Annotated in this window: 14 protein-coding genes and 1 tRNA gene; 5 read left to right on the forward strand and 10 right to left on the reverse strand. The window is 40.3% G+C overall.

What is annotated here, in order from left to right; translation table 11 throughout:
- Positions 1-11: 11 nt before the first annotated feature.
- Both D1013_RS13410 and D1013_RS13415 read right to left on the reverse strand, forming a co-directional pair.
- Entirely contained in the window at positions 12-1,121 is a 1,110-nt protein-coding gene (locus D1013_RS13410) for a chorismate-binding protein (protein WP_121849318.1), read from the reverse strand.
- A complete protein-coding gene (locus D1013_RS13415) occupies positions 1,121-1,543 on the reverse strand; it encodes a PaaI family thioesterase (RefSeq protein ID WP_121849319.1) in 423 nt (140 codons plus the stop codon). The genes D1013_RS13410 and D1013_RS13415 overlap by 1 nt, the downstream gene beginning before the upstream one ends.
- Positions 1,544-1,615: 72 nt before the next feature.
- Between D1013_RS13415 and D1013_RS13420 the strand changes: the two genes are divergently transcribed.
- Genes D1013_RS13420 through D1013_RS13430 form a run of 3 tightly spaced genes read left to right on the forward strand, consistent with a single transcriptional unit; the run spans position 1,616 to position 3,223 of the window.
- Entirely contained in the window at positions 1,616-2,263 is a 648-nt protein-coding gene (locus D1013_RS13420) for an alpha/beta hydrolase (protein ID WP_121849320.1), read from the forward strand.
- Positions 2,260-2,838: a GNAT family N-acetyltransferase gene (locus D1013_RS13425; RefSeq protein WP_121849321.1), complete on the forward strand. Its 579-nt coding sequence runs from the start codon at positions 2,260-2,262 to the stop codon at positions 2,836-2,838. The genes D1013_RS13420 and D1013_RS13425 overlap by 4 nt, the downstream gene beginning before the upstream one ends.
- A gap of 1 nt (position 2,839) precedes the next feature.
- Entirely contained in the window at positions 2,840-3,223 is a 384-nt protein-coding gene (locus tag D1013_RS13430) for a VOC family protein (protein ID WP_121849322.1), read from the forward strand.
- Here D1013_RS13430 and D1013_RS13435 read toward each other — a convergent pair.
- The 5 genes from D1013_RS13435 to D1013_RS13455 all read right to left on the reverse strand — a co-directional run bounded on the left by D1013_RS13435 (position 3,220) and on the right by D1013_RS13455 (position 9,525).
- Positions 3,220-4,476 carry an NAD(P)/FAD-dependent oxidoreductase gene (locus tag D1013_RS13435; RefSeq protein ID WP_121849323.1) on the reverse strand — a complete coding sequence of 419 codons (1,257 nt, stop codon included), beginning with the start codon at positions 4,474-4,476 and terminating at the stop codon, positions 3,220-3,222. The two genes, D1013_RS13430 and D1013_RS13435, sit on opposite strands and share 4 nt — an antisense overlap.
- Positions 4,477-4,484: 8 nt before the next feature.
- A complete protein-coding gene (locus D1013_RS13440) occupies positions 4,485-5,492 on the reverse strand; it encodes a 4-hydroxyproline epimerase (protein WP_121849324.1) in 1,008 nt (335 codons plus the stop codon).
- 22 nt (positions 5,493-5,514) lie between these two features.
- Positions 5,515-7,101 (reverse strand): aldehyde dehydrogenase (NADP(+)), encoded by a 1,587-nt coding sequence (locus D1013_RS13445; RefSeq protein WP_121849325.1) that lies wholly within the window; start codon positions 7,099-7,101, stop codon positions 5,515-5,517.
- Positions 7,102-7,238: 137 nt separating this feature from the next.
- Positions 7,239-8,180, reverse strand: coding sequence for a dihydrodipicolinate synthase family protein (locus tag D1013_RS13450; protein ID WP_121849326.1), 942 nt, complete (start codon positions 8,178-8,180; stop codon positions 7,239-7,241).
- Positions 8,181-8,337: 157 nt separating this feature from the next.
- Positions 8,338-9,525, reverse strand: coding sequence for an aldose epimerase family protein (locus D1013_RS13455; protein WP_121849327.1), 1,188 nt, complete (start codon positions 9,523-9,525; stop codon positions 8,338-8,340).
- Between the two features lie 230 nt (positions 9,526-9,755).
- On the opposite strand from D1013_RS13455, the gene D1013_RS13460 reads away from it, so the two are divergent.
- Complete coding sequence (locus D1013_RS13460; RefSeq protein WP_121849328.1) at positions 9,756-11,324, forward strand: M28 family peptidase; 1,569 nt, start codon at positions 9,756-9,758, stop codon at positions 11,322-11,324.
- Between the two features lie 54 nt (positions 11,325-11,378).
- Here D1013_RS13460 and D1013_RS13465 read toward each other — a convergent pair.
- Positions 11,379-11,454, reverse strand: a tRNA-His gene (locus D1013_RS13465).
- Positions 11,455-11,737: 283 nt separating this feature from the next.
- On the opposite strand from D1013_RS13465, the gene D1013_RS13470 reads away from it, so the two are divergent.
- A complete protein-coding gene (locus D1013_RS13470; RefSeq protein WP_121849329.1) occupies positions 11,738-13,828 on the forward strand; it encodes a tetratricopeptide repeat-containing sensor histidine kinase in 2,091 nt (696 codons plus the stop codon).
- Here the strand turns inward: D1013_RS13470 and bshB1 are convergent.
- Both bshB1 and D1013_RS13480 read right to left on the reverse strand, forming a co-directional pair.
- Positions 13,825-14,547 (reverse strand): bacillithiol biosynthesis deacetylase BshB1, encoded by a 723-nt coding sequence (gene bshB1, locus D1013_RS13475; RefSeq protein WP_121849330.1) that lies wholly within the window; start codon positions 14,545-14,547, stop codon positions 13,825-13,827. The two genes, D1013_RS13470 and bshB1, sit on opposite strands and share 4 nt — an antisense overlap.
- Before the next feature lie 177 nt (positions 14,548-14,724).
- The gene (locus D1013_RS13480) at positions 14,725-16,134 is read right to left on the reverse strand and encodes an MATE family efflux transporter (protein WP_121849331.1); all 1,410 of its coding nucleotides are present in this window, start codon (positions 16,132-16,134) and stop codon (positions 14,725-14,727) included.
- Between the last annotated feature and the right edge of the window lie 107 nt (positions 16,135-16,241).

A 16,241-nucleotide genomic window follows, 5' to 3' on the forward strand; every position in this document is an offset into this window, starting at 1 on the left:
CAAAGGTTCGTTTATAAAATACTCGACATAGTTTTACTTTTTAGAACGGTTTCATCCCATTCATTTTCCGGGTCAGAACCAGCCGTAATACCACCGCCCACATAAATCAACGCCTGATCTTTTACTAATTGCATACACCGGAGATTAACGAATAGTTCAGTAAATCTATTGATAGAGCGATACACTTGATTTTCTTGATTGGCACGTCTTGAACTTCGCATCTTTTCTTGCTTCATGTTGAGCTCTCCTAAATAACCGGTGTAAAACTGCCTGTCATATCCCTCATTTTCAAGGATGAAAGCCTTTGATTCGAGCTTAGGTAATCCGCAAACCGCTGGCGTAGGATGTAGTTTCTCGAGCACCCCTTCGAGATTTTGATTTTCGATGTTACCCGAAATCTTGGTTCTAAGGTGCCATAACTTACCCGAACGAGCAGATTCTAAACTACCGCTATTCAGTTCAGAAATTTCATTCTTGAGAGCTTCTTCAATATACTCCGTTACATATTTTTGCTCTAGAATTTCTTTTTCGCCCCATTCAGGTTCTTGCCCATTAACATAAGGTTTAGTACCCGCCAAAGACATGGTGGTCAACCTGTTGTTTTTGACTTGAAGAAGAATTTCAGGAGTAGCACCTAACCATAACCCCACTTTTGGGTGATAGAACAAATAACAGAAGGCATTGCTGTACAGAGCCAATAACCGCTGAAATAGTGACAAAGGTTTCATTGTTGCCTGACCTTTCAAAATTCTGGATAGCACAACCTTTTTCAAATGACCCTGCTTAATTGAACTAACAGCATTTTGAACCAATCTCAAATGATGGTCTTTATTCCCAACATTCTTTAGGTCTATATCTAAATACTCCTCAGGCTCAAACTTTTTAGGCGAATAAGATGCTAACTCAAGCATCTCGGAAGACTGAATCAATACTTTTCTAGATTGACTATCAAAAGGCGCAAAAACAAAACCGGACTCTTTAAAATTCTTTACCTCGTACAAGGTATCGGTATTTTGCAACAAGGCCCTTAGACCGCTTTTCATGGGCTTGCGGTAAACAACTAACGGCAGTTCTTTCGAAAGGTGGTTCTCTAGTTGGTCAAAGAATACTTCAGGGGTCATTACTCCTTACTTAATGCTATCGTGGTTAGTTTACAAAGAGAGACCAGCTGATCTTGACTGTTGGTAATTCTTATTTCCCATAATTGAGTTGTTCTTCCCTTATGAATAATGGTCGCTTTGGCAAATACTTCGCCTTCTCGCACACTCTTCACGTGGTTGGCAGAAATTTCAATCCCTCGTATGGCAAATTTTTGGGCATCTAAGAAGATATAAGAAGCCATGCTACCAACGCTCTCTGCAAGGGCAACCATAGCGCCACCGTGCAAAACTCCATCCGGTTGATGTACGGTAGGGTTCACTGGCATTTTGGCAACAAGGTAATCGGCACCCACATCGGTATATTCGATACTAAGGGTTTCCATTAGGGTATTCTTAGAAGACTTGTTGCAAACTTTTAATATTTTTTCTTTGTAGCCTTCCATAAGTTCTATTTTTGGTCAAAAATAATCATTAACAGAGCATCAGCATTGCTATTTACAGTTAGTTTTTGAAGCATGGACCAAAATGAACACCTTGTCACCTATGAACATACCAACTCTTACGTTACCCTCAACCAGTTGGGCCCAGAGACTAAAAACGTTTGGTTGGTCTTTCATGGCATGGGCTATTTGAGTCGATATTTTTTACGTTATTTTGACGAGCTTCCGAATAACGAGAACTATATTATTGCCCCTCAGGCACCTTCTAAATATTATTTGAATGACCAATTCAGACATGTAGGCGCTAGTTGGCTTACGAAAGAAGAAACGGTTCGAGAGACCCAAAACGTTCTGGCTTATATCGATGCAGTTGCGCGTAAAGAACAACTACCCAAAAACCTGAATCTTATACTTTTGGGCTTTTCGCAAGGGGTTTCGATTGCTCTAAGATGGGCGGCCAGTAGAAAAATAAATTGTTCGCAGTTAATACTTTATGCAGGAGGAATACCTAACGAATTGACCAAAACCGATGTCGAGTTTTTGAGGGAACAAGGTACCCAAGTGAAAATATTTATCGGTGACGAAGATGAATATCTCACTGAAAAACGTATGCCCAAGGAGGAAGAAAAAATAGCAAGTCTGTTTGGCGACTCTGCCCAACTAACTATTTTTAAGGGGAAACATGAGGTAAAAAAAGAAATCATCAACAATCTCGTTTTATGACACACGACATCACTTTAGAAGATGAAAGGGTACGTCTTTCACCGTTAAGTCTTGATAATTATGAAAACTTATCCGCTATTGCCGGCCAAGAAAAACTGGTACAATATTCGCCCTCGAATATTGAAGGCCCTACCGCTCTTAAACAGTATGTAGAAATGGCCCTAGAGCAGTACAAGAACAAGACAAGCATTCCATTTCTGGTCTTTGACAAACAGGCAAAAATATACGCTGGTTCTACACGCTATATGAATATCGATTGGCGAAATAAAGTTCTTCATATCGGCTCAACTTGGATTGGTCGTGAATTTCATGGTACAGGCCTTAATAGCCATATGAAATACCTTATGATGAACTATGCCCTGAATGATATGGGCTTCGAAAAAGTTGAATACCGAATCGATGAGAGAAATCTACAATCTAGAAAAGCTGTAGAAAAATTGGGAGGTGTCTTGGAAGGAGTACTTAGGGAAAACGTTTATCTTCTTGATGGATATAAAAGAAATACCTGCTGCTACGGTATTTTAAAAAAAGAATGGGAAGAGACCAAAAAATCAAGATTTCAGAATTTCTCGTAGAATGGAAATTTTTCAGGTAAGCTATCTCGTTAAAGATTATGATGAAGCCATTGAATTCTTCACCAAAAAATTGGGTTTCTCGGTTTTGGAAGATACTCAATTGACCGATAAAAAAAGATGGGTTCTTGTGGCGCCAAAAAGCAACAAACGAATGCGACTTCTATTGGCGAAAGCCGATAATCCTATGCAAGAAAGTACCATTGGTAATCAGGCCGGTGGTAGGGTTTTTCTGTTTTTGAATACCCATGATTTCTGGACCGATTATCAAATAATGAAAGATAACGGAGTTATATTTAAGGAAGAACCCAGAGAAGAACCCTATGGAACCGTTGTTGTCTTTAGCGATTTATATGGCAATCTGTGGGATTTAATCCAACCTCATTAGAACTTACGGTTAGGTGAGAAGGCCTCTATATTCATCGACGTCTTTTTATTTCCAATAATTTCAGAAACCAATTTGCCTGTTGCGGGGCCAAGGCTCCAGCCCATCATAGCATGGCCTGTGGCAAAAACGAGATTATCGATTTTTGAAGGTTTGCCGATATAGGGCAATCCGTCTGGTGATACGGGTCGTAATCCTGTTTGGGCATCATCTAACTCCTCATCAGTAATACTAAGATTAGGATAAAATCGTTGAGCCCCTGCAGCAATGGCATTCACACGCTCTTTTCTCACAATTCTATTATTGCCCGAAAACTCCATAGTACCCGCAAAACGAGTGAATCCGACCATCGGAGTTACCGCCATTTTTGCTTCCATAAGAATAGCCGGCAATTGAATTCCAGTTTCCCGTTTTACATTGATTCTATACCCTTTTCCTCCTTGTAAAGGAAGATCAATGCCCAATTTTTTCGAAAGTAGGCCGCTCCAAGAACCGGCCGCCATTACAACATGTTCCGGTCTATAACTAGACTTGTCAGTTACAACTTCTTCAATACGCCCAGACTTGACTTTTAGATCTTGTACTATCTCATTCTCATTGATGTTTACGCCTATCTTTTTCAAATAAGCAATCAATAAAGGCATTATTTGAGTAGGTGTTGTATGTCCGTCACATTCATAGTGTATAGCGCCTTCTGCAGCAATAGAAACATGGGGCTCCTTTTGTTTTAGTTGTGCTTTATCCAAGTAGGCTACTTCTAATCCTAAATCGGAAGCTCTCTCAGCTACCTCTTTCTCATGTAAAAATGCTGACTGTGTTTGGTAAAGCATCAACAAACCGTTTCTTTCCAACTGAAAATCGCCCAAGTCACCCGATGCCTTGATATCTTCGAACAAATCTCGGCTCAATAAATTGATATCCTTGATTACGGGAATAGCCTTTTCAACCTTTGAATCTGTAGAGGATTTATGAAAATACCAGGCCCATTTGAAAAAATCGGTATCCCATCTGGGTTTCATATAAAAAGGACTCGAAGAATTGAACATCATTTTCAACCCTTTCGCAATCATGCCTGGAGAAGCCAAAGGAATAATATGGCTAGGAGTTAAAAACCCTGCATTCACGTAAGACGCGCCACTGGTCATATTGGTTTTATCGATAACCGTTACCTCATACCCTTCTTTCTGAAGGTAATATGCTGAACTCAACCCAACAATACCACCTCCAATAATCACCACTTGCTTTCCTAAACCCATTGAACTAATTAAATTACCTGAAAACCAAACGCATAAGGGTCATCATCATCAATACTTATCTCATTATGGCCATAGATTTTTGCCCAACCCTGAATACTCGGTTGAATGGCCTTTAAATTACCGACGCTAGCGACCTGCTCTACCCTACCAATGAATTGGGATCCTATATAACTTTCATGAATAAATTCATCACCAATTTTAAGTTTACCCTTTGCGAACCATTGAGCCATTCTTGCTGATGTGCCTGTACCGCATGGTGAGCGGTCAATAGCTTTATCACCATAAAAAACAGCATTTCGGGCCGTTGCTTGCGGCGATATGGTAGTACCTGTCCACAACACATGGCTTACGCCATTGATAGTTTCATCTTCTGGGTGAACGAACTTACCAGGATATTTTTGATTTATTTTCTCCCTGATCTCCTGACTAAATCGAATAAGCTCACCTGCTGAAAATTCCTGTATGCCTTTAAAATTCGGTTGGGGGTCGACGATAGCGTAAAAATTGCCGCCATAAGAGACATCAAATACCAAACTGCCTAAAAAACTACTGTCTATAGTGAGTTCAGAAGCCGCCAAAAAAGACTTAACATTTTTCAACTTCACCCATTCTACCTTATTTTCTTTCTGCCGGTATTCTATTTCTACCAATCCTGCGGGGGCTTCCATCAAAACCCTGCCTGGAGTTTTTGGTTTTATCAGCCCCTCTTCTATACCGATCGTTATAGAACCGATGGTGCCATGTCCACACATAGGCAAACATCCACTTGTTTCTACAAAAAGAATGGCAAAATCATTATCAGGATTACTTGGGGGATAGAATATGCTGCCACTCATCATGTCATGCCCTCTAGGCTCGAACATTAACCCCTTTCGGATCCAATCATATTCTTTTAAAAAGTGCTGTCTCTTTTCGCTCATATTCTTACCAATGAGCTCGGGACCACCTTTTGCAATTACTCTTACAGGGTTACCGCATGTATGGGCATCAATACAGGTAAAAATCGATTTGGCCATAGGCTATTTAAAGCTTTGACAACTACGAAACTTTTGTATTGGTATGTTCACCGTTCAAAAGTCGCATAAGGTTTAACGGATTGTTGTTTTTTAAGGCGTCGGGCAATAAATCATGTGGCCAATTTTGAAAGGATACCGGTCTTACCCATCTCTTGATGGCAGAAGTACCTACCGAAGTAAAGCGACTGTCGCTACTGGCAGGAAAAGGACCACCATGCTGCATTGATGGACACACCTCTACACCAGTTGGTACGCCATTAAAAATGATTCTACCCACTTTCGATTGCAATGCATCGATAGTATCTGTATAAGTACTCATCTCACTTTCATCACCTAACAATGTTCCGGTCAACTGACCCTCAAGGCGTCCAATAACTGCATTAAGTTCGTTGGCATCGGTGCACCTAACTACAATGGAGAAAGGACCAAAAACCTCTTCATGTAATTTGGGATTTTTTAAAAATTCGGCACCTGCAATACTTAAGACCTTTTGCTTGGCAAAGTTAGGGGAGGCATCTGCGGTATACTCCGCAACTACATCTACCCCACCTTGGTTGGACAACTCTTGCTTACCAGACTCAAAGTTTTTGTGAATGTTTGGGTGAAGCATGCAGGTTGGGTCGAGTTGGCTGATTTCTTCTCCCAGTTTTTTGATAAAACTATTCATAGTTTCACCCTCTATACCCAATATTAAACCTGGGTTAGTACAGAACTGACCAGCACCCAGGGTTATCGAACCTGCGTATTTTTGCGCCCAATTTGCTTCTTTATCCTCTAAAGCAGAAGGGAAAACCACTACCGGATTTATACTACCCATTTCAGCAAAAACAGGAATGGGTTCTTCCCTTTCGTTGGCCAATCGGTATAAGGCCATTCCGCCTTTTATACTACCTGTAAAGCCAACCCCTTTAATGGAGGGATGCAAGACCAACTTTTTACCAACTTCAATTCCGCTACTGTTCAAGTTAGAGAACACACCATCTGGCATACCCGTTCTTTTGGCAGCCTTTATTACGGCCGAAGAAACCAATTCACCTGTTGCCGCATGCATCGGATGACTTTTAACGATTACAGGGCAACCAGCTGCCAGCGCACTGGCCGTATCGCCACCTGCCGTTGAAAAGGCAAAAGGGAAATTGCTTGACCCAAAAACTGCAATAGGCCCTATAGGCACCAACATTTTTCGAATATCAACTTTGGGTAGCGGTTCTCTATCAGGCTGTGCCGTATCAATGGTTGCCTCTACCCACGACCCTTCTTGTAATAGCGTTGCAAAAGACTTTAGCTGGCTCATGGTACGACCACGTTCTCCACGTGCACGACCTTCAGGAAGACCAGATTCTATCATATAGGTCTCTATCAATTCATCACCTAAAGCTTCTATTTCTTCGGCGATGGCAATCAAGAACTCCGCCTTTTTAGCGCCACTTAAATCTTTGTAACCAGCAAAAGCATCCTTAGCTTTTTGCGCTGCTTTGTTTATCTCATCTTCGGTGGCTTCGAAAAGCTTCCAATCCGTTTGTGTGTTTTCTTTCGGATTAAAGGTAGCATAAGTACTATCTCCAGTAGCCGTTAAATCATTTCCTATATAGTTCTTTCCGGTAATCATCATTCAAATTTTGAGGTTCATAGATTGAAACTGAAAACTAGCACATTTGATGAAGGATGTCAAGATAAAGCAACGTTAATATTGCTTTAAATGTCCGCCTCAACTCAAAATAAAGCAGTCTTACTAAATTCGACCTATTAAGCAGATATTTCGCCGGACACTATAGTAAGGTTTTTATAATCGGGTAACTCTGGTCTCGACTTTAAAGATTCTTGAATGACATTTATCACCCTATCCCTTTCCGCACCTTGTAATGGCAGTCTAGGCTTTCTTACGAACTCGGTGCCAAGACCCGTAGCCACTTCGGCCAATTTAATATTCTGTACCAACTGCGGACTAATATCAAGCTCTAACAATGGCAGAAACCACCTGTAAATCTCAGTAGCCTCTTTGGGAAAACCTGCTTTAGCCAGTTTATAAATAGCCACTGTTTCTGCTGGAAAGGCGCAAACCAAACCGGCCACCCAACCATCGGCGCCCATCAATAAACTTTCTAAAGCCAACGGGTCAACTCCGGTAAGAATTTTTAAAGAATTACCAAACCTATTTCTAAGCCTACCGATGTTAATGATATCGCGAGTAGATTCTTTTACTGCCCTAACGTTATCCATCTCCATTAATTCTTCGAACATATCAACGGTCACCTCTATTTTATAATCTACCGGATTGTTATATATCATAATCGGTAAATCGGTACTTTTCGCTATGTCCTTAAAATAAGTTACTGTCTCTAGGTCGGTAGACTTGTAGCGCATTGGGGGCAATACCATCAAACCATTGGCACCCATTTTTTCTGCCTCAGCCGCCACCTCAATGGCTTCTTTGGTAGATTGTTCTGCAATGGTCATTATTACAGGAACGTTATTGTCGGCAATCGAAAGGGTTTCTTTGATCAAAATCTTTTTCTCTTCACGACTTAGCGTGCTGGCCTCCCCAAGAGAGCCTCCTAAAACAATACCGCTTACTCCGGCCTCTATTTGAGCCGCGATATTCTTCTCAAACATCGGTATATCCAATGTATCTTGTGCGGTGAATTTGGTTGTTACTGCGGGCATTACCCCTTCCCATTCGAATGTCATAACTCTAATTTTACAATGATTCTACAAAAATACGTTGCCGAGCAGGGATTCTACTAAATTCAAATTATCCAAAACCAATACTATATTACCCTATTCAAACGACAAAAGGGTTGATTTAAATCAACCCAATATCAATTATACACCCAAATTGCCCAAATCAGTTTTCCTGCAAACCGAACTTATACACGCAATTAGAAACATAAGTCCTGCCTGGGTCTAAGCGGGTACTCTGAAAATTAGGCTGGTTCGGCGAATCTGGAAAATGCTGGGTCTCCAAACAAAAAGAACCCCTAAAAACATAGGGTTTACCACCTTTACCGATATCAGCCCCGGTTAAAAAATTTCCACCATAAAACTGAACGCCCGGTTCATCGGTATAGACTTCCATAGTTCTGCCGCTTTCAGGTTCGACCACCTTGGCAGCTAGTACCAACCCATCTTCATTCTTAGGTTCTTTGTTCAATACGAAATTGTGATCGTAACCATTGGCAAACTTGAGTTGTTCACTTTCTACTTCTAAATCTTGACCTATAGGTTTGGCAGTCGTAAAATCAAAGGGGGTGCCTTTTACGCTTTCAATATCCCCTGTCGGAATCAGTCCACTATTAACAGGTGTAAAGCTATCGGCATTTAACCAAAGAACGTGGTCGGTGACATCGCCATTACCTTCTCCCTTCAAATTGAAAAAGGAGTGATGTGTCAAGTTAATGTACGTCGCTTTGTCGGTCGTGGCCTCATAATTTATTTTCAACTCGTTTTGGTCGGTTAGGTCGTAACGCACTTTCACATTTAAATTTCCTGGATAACCTTCTTCCATATCAGGAGAAGTGCGACTAAAAACAATATGACTGTCGCTTGACTCGTCAACATTCCACACCACACTTTCAAAACCTTTGATACCGCCGTGCAAATGGTTCTCGTTATTATTGATTGCCAAATCATAAACAGTTCCGTCAATACTAAACTTACCTTTGGCTATACGGTTTCCATAACGACCAATAGTAGCGCCGTAATAATTCTTTTTGGCCCTATAGTTATCTAAATGCGGAAAGCCCAGCACCACATCTTCAAAATCGCCATTTTTATCTGGGGCATGTAATGAAATCAATCGCTGTCCATAATTAGTAATGGTAACTTCCATTCCGTTCTTATTCTTCATAGTGTAGAGGCGAACCGAATCACCTTCGATGACAGTTTCAAAATTACTAACGTTAAGTTCGTCTGACAGTTTACTTTCTTCCGTTTGATCGGGGCTCTCCATTTCTTTTTCTTTTTTGTTTTGTTTACAGCTAAAGGCGCTCAAGCCAAGAATTAAGGTTATTGCTACAAGGTTCGAAATTTTCATGGCGCTTGTGGTTGTATTGAATGTTTTGAATGCCGATGAAGTTACCAAAAATTAACAAAGAAGCCATTTTTTATTTGGCAACCGTTAAAATAGAAGTTCAGTTTGTTTTCTTTATTTTTGATGAATTTTAGCAGCTCTACAAAAAGCAAACTTTTTGACCATTCGCTTTAGCGATTGTCAATCAAATAACTATGATGCTTGGTTGCCCTTAATTTATATAATACAAAATCATGAAAAAATTGATATTGGCTTTTTTCGGCCTCATCATGGCCTGTAATTCTGCGCAAAAAACGGTCGTCAGCTCCGAGCAATCGGCCGAAGCGACCGTTGTAAAAGACCCTGAAAGTTATGCGGAAAGTATAACCGAAGAAGAGTTGAAAGAGCATCTATACACCTATGCTTCGGATGAATTTGAGGGTCGTGAAACCGGGGAGCCTGGACAAAAGAAGGCGGTGGAATACCTAAAGAAGGAATACGAGAAACTCGGAATAAAAGCTGCAAAAGCAAATGGCGATTACTTTCAAAATGTACCATTAGAGGTCAGTCAACTTCCTAAAGGTTCTTTGACCGTTAACGGAAAGAATTTTCCCTTAGGCACCGATTTTTTAACCTTCTCAAAAGCTCAGGGCGAGTTCAAAAATATCGTTTATGCCGGTTTTGGAATCGAGACCGACGAATATTCCGATTATAAAGATTTAGATGTCGAAGGAAAAATAGTATTGCTAAAGGCAGGTGAACCAATTGGTAAAGACGGGAACTATATCATTTCTGGTAACAGCCAAAAATCGGTATGGAGCAACATGTCAGAATCAATGGGAAAAAGAATGGAATTGGCCACCAGCAAAGGCGCCAAGGGCATGCTCTACTATGATTCAATGAATTTTCCTAGATTTAAAAGTAGGTTTGAATGGATGAAAGGCAATGACAGCGGTAGAATGGAGCTCTCAAGTGATGCTTCTTCAGAGTTCTTTACTTTTTGGATTAATGAAAACCTGGCGAAGGCTATCTTACCAAAAATAGATTCGGAAAACAAGCCAAAAATTATTACCACCAAACTTCAATTAGACATTCAAAGCCAGAATAACAAAGTGGAGTCTGAAAATGTAGCGGCCATATTGAGAGGAACGGAAAAACCCGATGAATACGTAGTTATCTCTTCTCACTTAGACCATATTGGTGTTTCTTCGGATGGTGAAATCAATAATGGGGCCGACGATGATGGCTCAGGTACCGTGGCATTGCTTGAAATAGCAGAAGCATTTAAAAAAGCGGCCGATGAAGGCCAAGGACCAAAACGTTCTATCGTATTTCTACACGTAACCGGTGAAGAAAAAGGACTATTAGGTTCTCGGTATTACACCGATGTTGAACCTATTTTTCCTTTAGAGCAAACGGTGGCCAACCTTAATATCGATATGATCGGGCGTATCGACCCGAAAAGAAACGGCGACCGAAACTATATTTATTTAATAGGTTCGGATAAGCTCAGTACCGACCTTCATGAATTGTCGGAAGAAGTCAACAATAAATACACACATATCGAGCTCGATTACACCTTTAATGACGAGAACGACCCCAACCGTTTTTATTATAGAAGTGATCATTACAATTTTGCAAAAAACAACATTCCCATCATTTTCTATTTTAACGGAACGCATGATGACTATCATCGACCAGGTGACACCCCCGATAAGATTAATTATGATTTATTGCAGAACAGAACACGGCTAATATTTCATACCGCTTGGGAAGTTGCGAATAGAGATCAACGGGTCGTTGTAGATAAGGCCGCTAAATAGGTAAGAAACATTGCAGAAAAGAAAAAGTCCCGATATAATCGGGACTTTTTTATTGGGTGGAAGACCGGGTTCGAACCGGCGACCTCTTGAACCACAATCAAGCGCTCTAACCAGCTGAGCTACAACCACCATTTGCTTTCAAAAAGCTTACCTCATTTTGCAAGCGGTGGCAAAGGTACTTTTTTTTAAACAATCTTTCAAAATAAAAATCAGCATATTTTATAAAATTCAATTGATAAAAGACGTCGAAATTGTGAGCTCTGACAATTAGATATTTAGAAGTAAGAAGAATCGTATTTAATCGATGAAATACACTTCTAAACCGACCAAACACACAATTATTGGCGTTTCACAACAAATATTTAATACCCCATAAGGGTTAGCCTACCTTAGATTTATTATTGGGCCAAGCTATGTATCGCCAAGAAGCGCATTTTAAAAAATTCTTAAGACCATCGAATATACGATGGGCACTACTTTTGGTGGTTCTACTTTTCACTTTTGACATACAGGCCCAAAAGAATACCAAAGACAGTATTCAAAACGAAATAAAAAGGCTCAAGTCACAAAACAATTTTACCGTAAAAGACTCAATATATATCAACCTTCTTAATGGCTTGGGTAAAGAACAGCGGTTTTATAATTCTGATAGTCTATTACACCTGTCGAAACAAGCACTTAAACTTAGTAGGGTCATCAATTTTAAATTTGGTGAAAGTAAAGCTCTCTTAGGTCTTGGTGATTATTATTCGGATAAGGGAAACCATAAAAAAGCGATATCATACTACCAAGAGTCGTTTAAAATAAGTAATAAGGCCCGAATTCAGGAAATTTCTCTCATGTCTAAAAACAATTTGGCCGGAGAGTACATGTATAAAGGAGATTACACCAATTCGCTTACCCATTATTTAGAGGGTATCGATATGGCGAAGCAATATAATGATAAGCTGATGCTCTCCATTATGAACGAGAACGTTGCCAACCTTTATGCTACACAGAACGACTACGAACAAGCGCTAGACTTTTACAAAAACGTAAAGAAAATAAATAATGAACTAGGCGATGATGTCATTTCTGCCGAAAGTATGAGCAACATGGGCTCGCTCTATGCAGATATGGGGAAACTTGATTATGCCATGTTCAATATTAATAGTAGCATCACCATCTTTGAAGAACATGGTATCATGGACTGGTTGGCGTATGCCTATGAAATCAAAGGAAAAGTCTATTTGAAGCAAAAAAAATATAAATGGGCCCTGTATTGGTACAACCAAAGTGAAATGCTTCACGGCAAGATTGAAGACGAAAGAGGAAAAATAGACCTTTACAATGGTATGGCCGAGGCACACCTCAACCTCCAAAACGATGAACTTTCGGAAAAATACGCTTTGGACGCCTTGGAGATTTCCAAGAAAATAAAATTTATGGAAGGGCAGCAAAAATGCGCAGCCACCCTTTACAAATTGAACAAGCACAAAGAAGATTTCGCGGCCGCCCTCACCTATCATGAAATCTATCAAAGTCTTTCAGATTCGTTATCAAGGCAAGAAAACAAAACAAGTCTCAATATGCTCAAGACCAAGATGGAGCATGAAAGACAAAAGCTTGAACTAATTGAAGAAAACCAAAAGCAACTTGCGGCGCAAAGAAATTATATCAATGCCGCATTGGCCATTTTATTGATATTCATCGCGGTTACCTTTTTAATGAGGAGAAGTGAAAAAATTCAAAAAAACCTCAATAAAAAACTTCAAGGAAAAACCGATGATCTTGAAAAGAGAGAATTGGAGCTAAGAGAAATCAACAAGACAAAAGACCGACTCTTTTCTATTATTGGGCACGACCTTCGTGGGCCTATAGGTGCCTTTCAAAGTTTATTGAAACTCTTTAAAGAAGGGGAAATAGGCCAAAGTGAGTTTATGGAGTTCATTCCGAAATTCAGGCACGATATCGACCATATAGCGTTTACCTTGAACAATCTACTCTCATGGGGGCAGACCCAAATGAATGGTACGATAACCAAACCATCGGTGGTGGCATTAGAGACCATTGTTAACGAGAATATTCATCTTTTGGCAGAAATAGCGGAAAACAAATCTATTAGACTGATCAGTCATTTGAACCAGAATACTACGGCCTGGTCAGACGAAAACCAGATAGATATCGTAATTCGAAACTTGATCAGCAATGCCCTAAAGTTTACCCCAGAAAATGGAATGGTTACCATTTCATCTCTGGAGAGAGACGACCATTGGCAAATTTCTATTCGTGATACAGGTGTGGGAATGGACCAAGATACCATCAATAAACTTTTTCATAAGAATGCCAATGTCACCACTTATGGCACCAATAATGAAAAAGGTACTGGTCTAGGTCTTTCTTTATGTAAAGAGATGATTGAAAAGAATCACGGTAAAATTTGGGTCAACAGCCTTAAGAGAAAGGGAAGTACTTTTCACTTCACAGTTCCTAAATCAAAGAAAAACTATAAGAAAACGGCCTAAACCAAATCATTTAGCTGTTTGACCGCCACATATCTTTCTGCCGTAAAACCTTCACCATATTCTGAATTAATCAAACGACCTAGGTCACGAGCCCTGTATTTCACACTGTCCATAAAATTTTTACTACTTATGGGCGTTTCCGGTTCTTTGCTATTCGGGTCATGAAACTGCGAAGAATAGGCCATGATAGAATCCATTTTTTTGTCGATAAAACCGGAGACATCTACCACAAAATCCGGCTCCAGGTTTTTCCATTGAATGTAATGGTAAACGACTTTTGGCCTCCATGGTTCTTGAACCTCTTTCTCCCCCTCTAGTTGTGTTTCTATTTTAATCAATCCGCTCAAAAAGCAAGAATCACTTACCAATTTGCTTCCTCGACCGTGATCGATATGCCTATCGTCAATGGCATTACAGATAACGATCTCAGGTCTATATTTTCTGATTTTTTTGATAATTTCAACCTGGTGCTGCTTGTCATTGGTGAAAAAACCGTCAGCAAAACCCAAGTTTTCCCTAATTTCTACTCCTAAAATATCAGCTGATTTTTTTGCTTCTTGACTTCTTATTTCAGCTGAACCACGTGTACCTAATTCGCCACGGGTCAAATCAATAATCCCCACTTTATTGCCATTTGCCACTTCTTTGGCAATCGTGGCCCCTGCGCCTAGTTCTACATCATCTGGGTGAGCCCCAAAGGCCAATATATCTAATTTCATGAATTGTATTCTATTTGGTGTTGGTATACCGTATGCTTTGCACTTTGTCGTATGTCTGCCCTTAATACTTACGGGTATATTCTAAAAGAAATGACCAAGCGTCAACAAAGCGCACGCAAAGATACTTCTTTTGTAATCTTTCTGTTGGATGCTGAACCCACCAAGACCTTTCACATATTAAACACTGACCTTTTTCCAATCTCCTTTTCTAAACCAAACAATGGCCATTATGGCCAATAGTACTTCTGCCGAAGTAATGGCCACAAAGACTCCAACAGCTCCGTAATCCAAAGTTATAGACGAAACATAGGCTAAAGGCAACTGAAAAAGCCAGAATGCTATAAAATTGATTTTTGTAGGCGTTCGAGTATCTCCCGAGCCATTGAATGCTTGGGTAACTACCATACCGTAAGCGTAGAAAACATATCCGGCAGCTATTATTTGTAGACATAGACCACCATTCTCCACAACTGTGCTATTAGGGTTGAACCAACCAACGATAGTATATGCAAACAGAAGATAGATCACAGAAACCACCGCCATAAAAATGGCGTTATATTTACCTGTTTTCCAAACGGAAAGTTCGGCCCTATTTGGTTTTTCAGCACCCAGATTTTGACCTACCAAAGTTGCCGCTGCATTGCTCATTCCCCAAGAAGGCATAAGGGTAAACAGCATGACCCTAATGGCAATGGTGTACCCGGCAAGAACCTCGCTACCGAATTCGGACATTATTCTCATAAGAAATACCCAACTCGACGTACCAATAAGAAATTGTGCGATTCCGCCTAAAGATACCTTTACCAAATTGAGCATTACCTTTAGTCGAAGTACCAAATCGCTCAGTCCTATCTTGATTTTGCTCCATCCGAAGAAAAGAACCGCCAATTGAAACAATACGGCCGTACCTCTACCGATATTGGTAGCAATAGCTGCCCCTGCCACACCAAATTCTGGAATTGGCCCCCATCCGAATATAAATATGGGGTCCAAAAAAATGTTGAGCCCGTTGGAAAGAACCAGCGCCCACATGGCAATCGACGCATCGCCCGCTCCCCTGAATATGGCATTGATTAAAAAAAGCAGTAGAATAGTCACATTACCCCCTAAAAGCAATTGAGTATACTCATAGCCTTCGTCAATGAGGTCTGGTTCGGCACCCATTAGAGCCAAGATATCCTTTGAATAAAAAATGCCCACTACCGACACGATCAGTGACACGAGAACCCCAAGTAGAATTGCCTGTACAGCAGATTCTTTGGCCCCAAGAATATTTTTTTCACCGATTCTTCTAGCTACAATAGCGGTCGCCGCCATACTTAAGCCGATAGCTATGGCATAAACCAATGTGATAACCGATTCTGTTAAACCAATAGTGGCCACCGCATTAACACTTACCCTACTAACGTAGGCAATGTCTACAATGGCAAAAATTGATTCCATCATCATTTCAAGAATCATAGGGATCGAGAGCATGAATATGGCTTTACGAATGCTCCCGCTTGTGAAATCAAAATCTTTACCTGTCAAGGCCAAAATAAAGTATTGATAAAGTCTTTTGAAGGTTATTCTGTTATGGTTTCGCATGATTGAGAATTATGTTTGAAAAGAGTGTGAAAAACGTCGAACAATCGAAATAGAAAACGATTATTTATGGGCAAGAGGCCCAATGACATTTAGAAAGGACATAATTC

It is taken from the genome of Euzebyella marina, assembly GCF_003687485.1.
Lineage (GTDB): Bacteria > Bacteroidota > Bacteroidia > Flavobacteriales > Flavobacteriaceae > Euzebyella > Euzebyella marina.

What these genes read in the sequence shown, in the direction of transcription:
- D1013_RS13470 (WP_121849329.1), top strand. Translation starts at nt 11,738, where the DNA reads ATGTATCGCCAAGAAGCGCATTTTAAAAAATTCTTAAGACCATCGAAT.
- D1013_RS13410 (WP_121849318.1), bottom strand. Translation starts at nt 1,121, where the DNA reads ATGACCCCTGAAGTATTCTTTGACCAACTAGAGAACCACCTTTCGAAA.
- D1013_RS13430 (WP_121849322.1), top strand. Translation starts at nt 2,840, where the DNA reads ATGGAAATTTTTCAGGTAAGCTATCTCGTTAAAGATTATGATGAAGCC.
- D1013_RS13435 (WP_121849323.1), bottom strand. Translation starts at nt 4,476, where the DNA reads ATGGGTTTAGGAAAGCAAGTGGTGATTATTGGAGGTGGTATTGTTGGG.
- D1013_RS13480 (WP_121849331.1), bottom strand. Translation starts at nt 16,134, where the DNA reads ATGCGAAACCATAACAGAATAACCTTCAAAAGACTTTATCAATACTTT.
- D1013_RS13450 (WP_121849326.1), bottom strand. Translation starts at nt 8,180, where the DNA reads ATGACATTCGAATGGGAAGGGGTAATGCCCGCAGTAACAACCAAATTC.
- D1013_RS13420 (WP_121849320.1), top strand. Translation starts at nt 1,616, where the DNA reads ATGGACCAAAATGAACACCTTGTCACCTATGAACATACCAACTCTTAC.
- D1013_RS13445 (WP_121849325.1), bottom strand. Translation starts at nt 7,101, where the DNA reads ATGATTACCGGAAAGAACTATATAGGAAATGATTTAACGGCTACTGGA.
- D1013_RS13455 (WP_121849327.1), bottom strand. Translation starts at nt 9,525, where the DNA reads ATGAAAATTTCGAACCTTGTAGCAATAACCTTAATTCTTGGCTTGAGC.
- D1013_RS13425 (WP_121849321.1), top strand. Translation starts at nt 2,260, where the DNA reads ATGACACACGACATCACTTTAGAAGATGAAAGGGTACGTCTTTCACCG.
- D1013_RS13415 (WP_121849319.1), bottom strand. Translation starts at nt 1,543, where the DNA reads ATGGAAGGCTACAAAGAAAAAATATTAAAAGTTTGCAACAAGTCTTCT.
- bshB1 (WP_121849330.1), bottom strand. Translation starts at nt 14,547, where the DNA reads ATGAAATTAGATATATTGGCCTTTGGGGCTCACCCAGATGATGTAGAA.
- D1013_RS13460 (WP_121849328.1), top strand. Translation starts at nt 9,756, where the DNA reads ATGAAAAAATTGATATTGGCTTTTTTCGGCCTCATCATGGCCTGTAAT.
- D1013_RS13440 (WP_121849324.1), bottom strand. Translation starts at nt 5,492, where the DNA reads ATGGCCAAATCGATTTTTACCTGTATTGATGCCCATACATGCGGTAAC.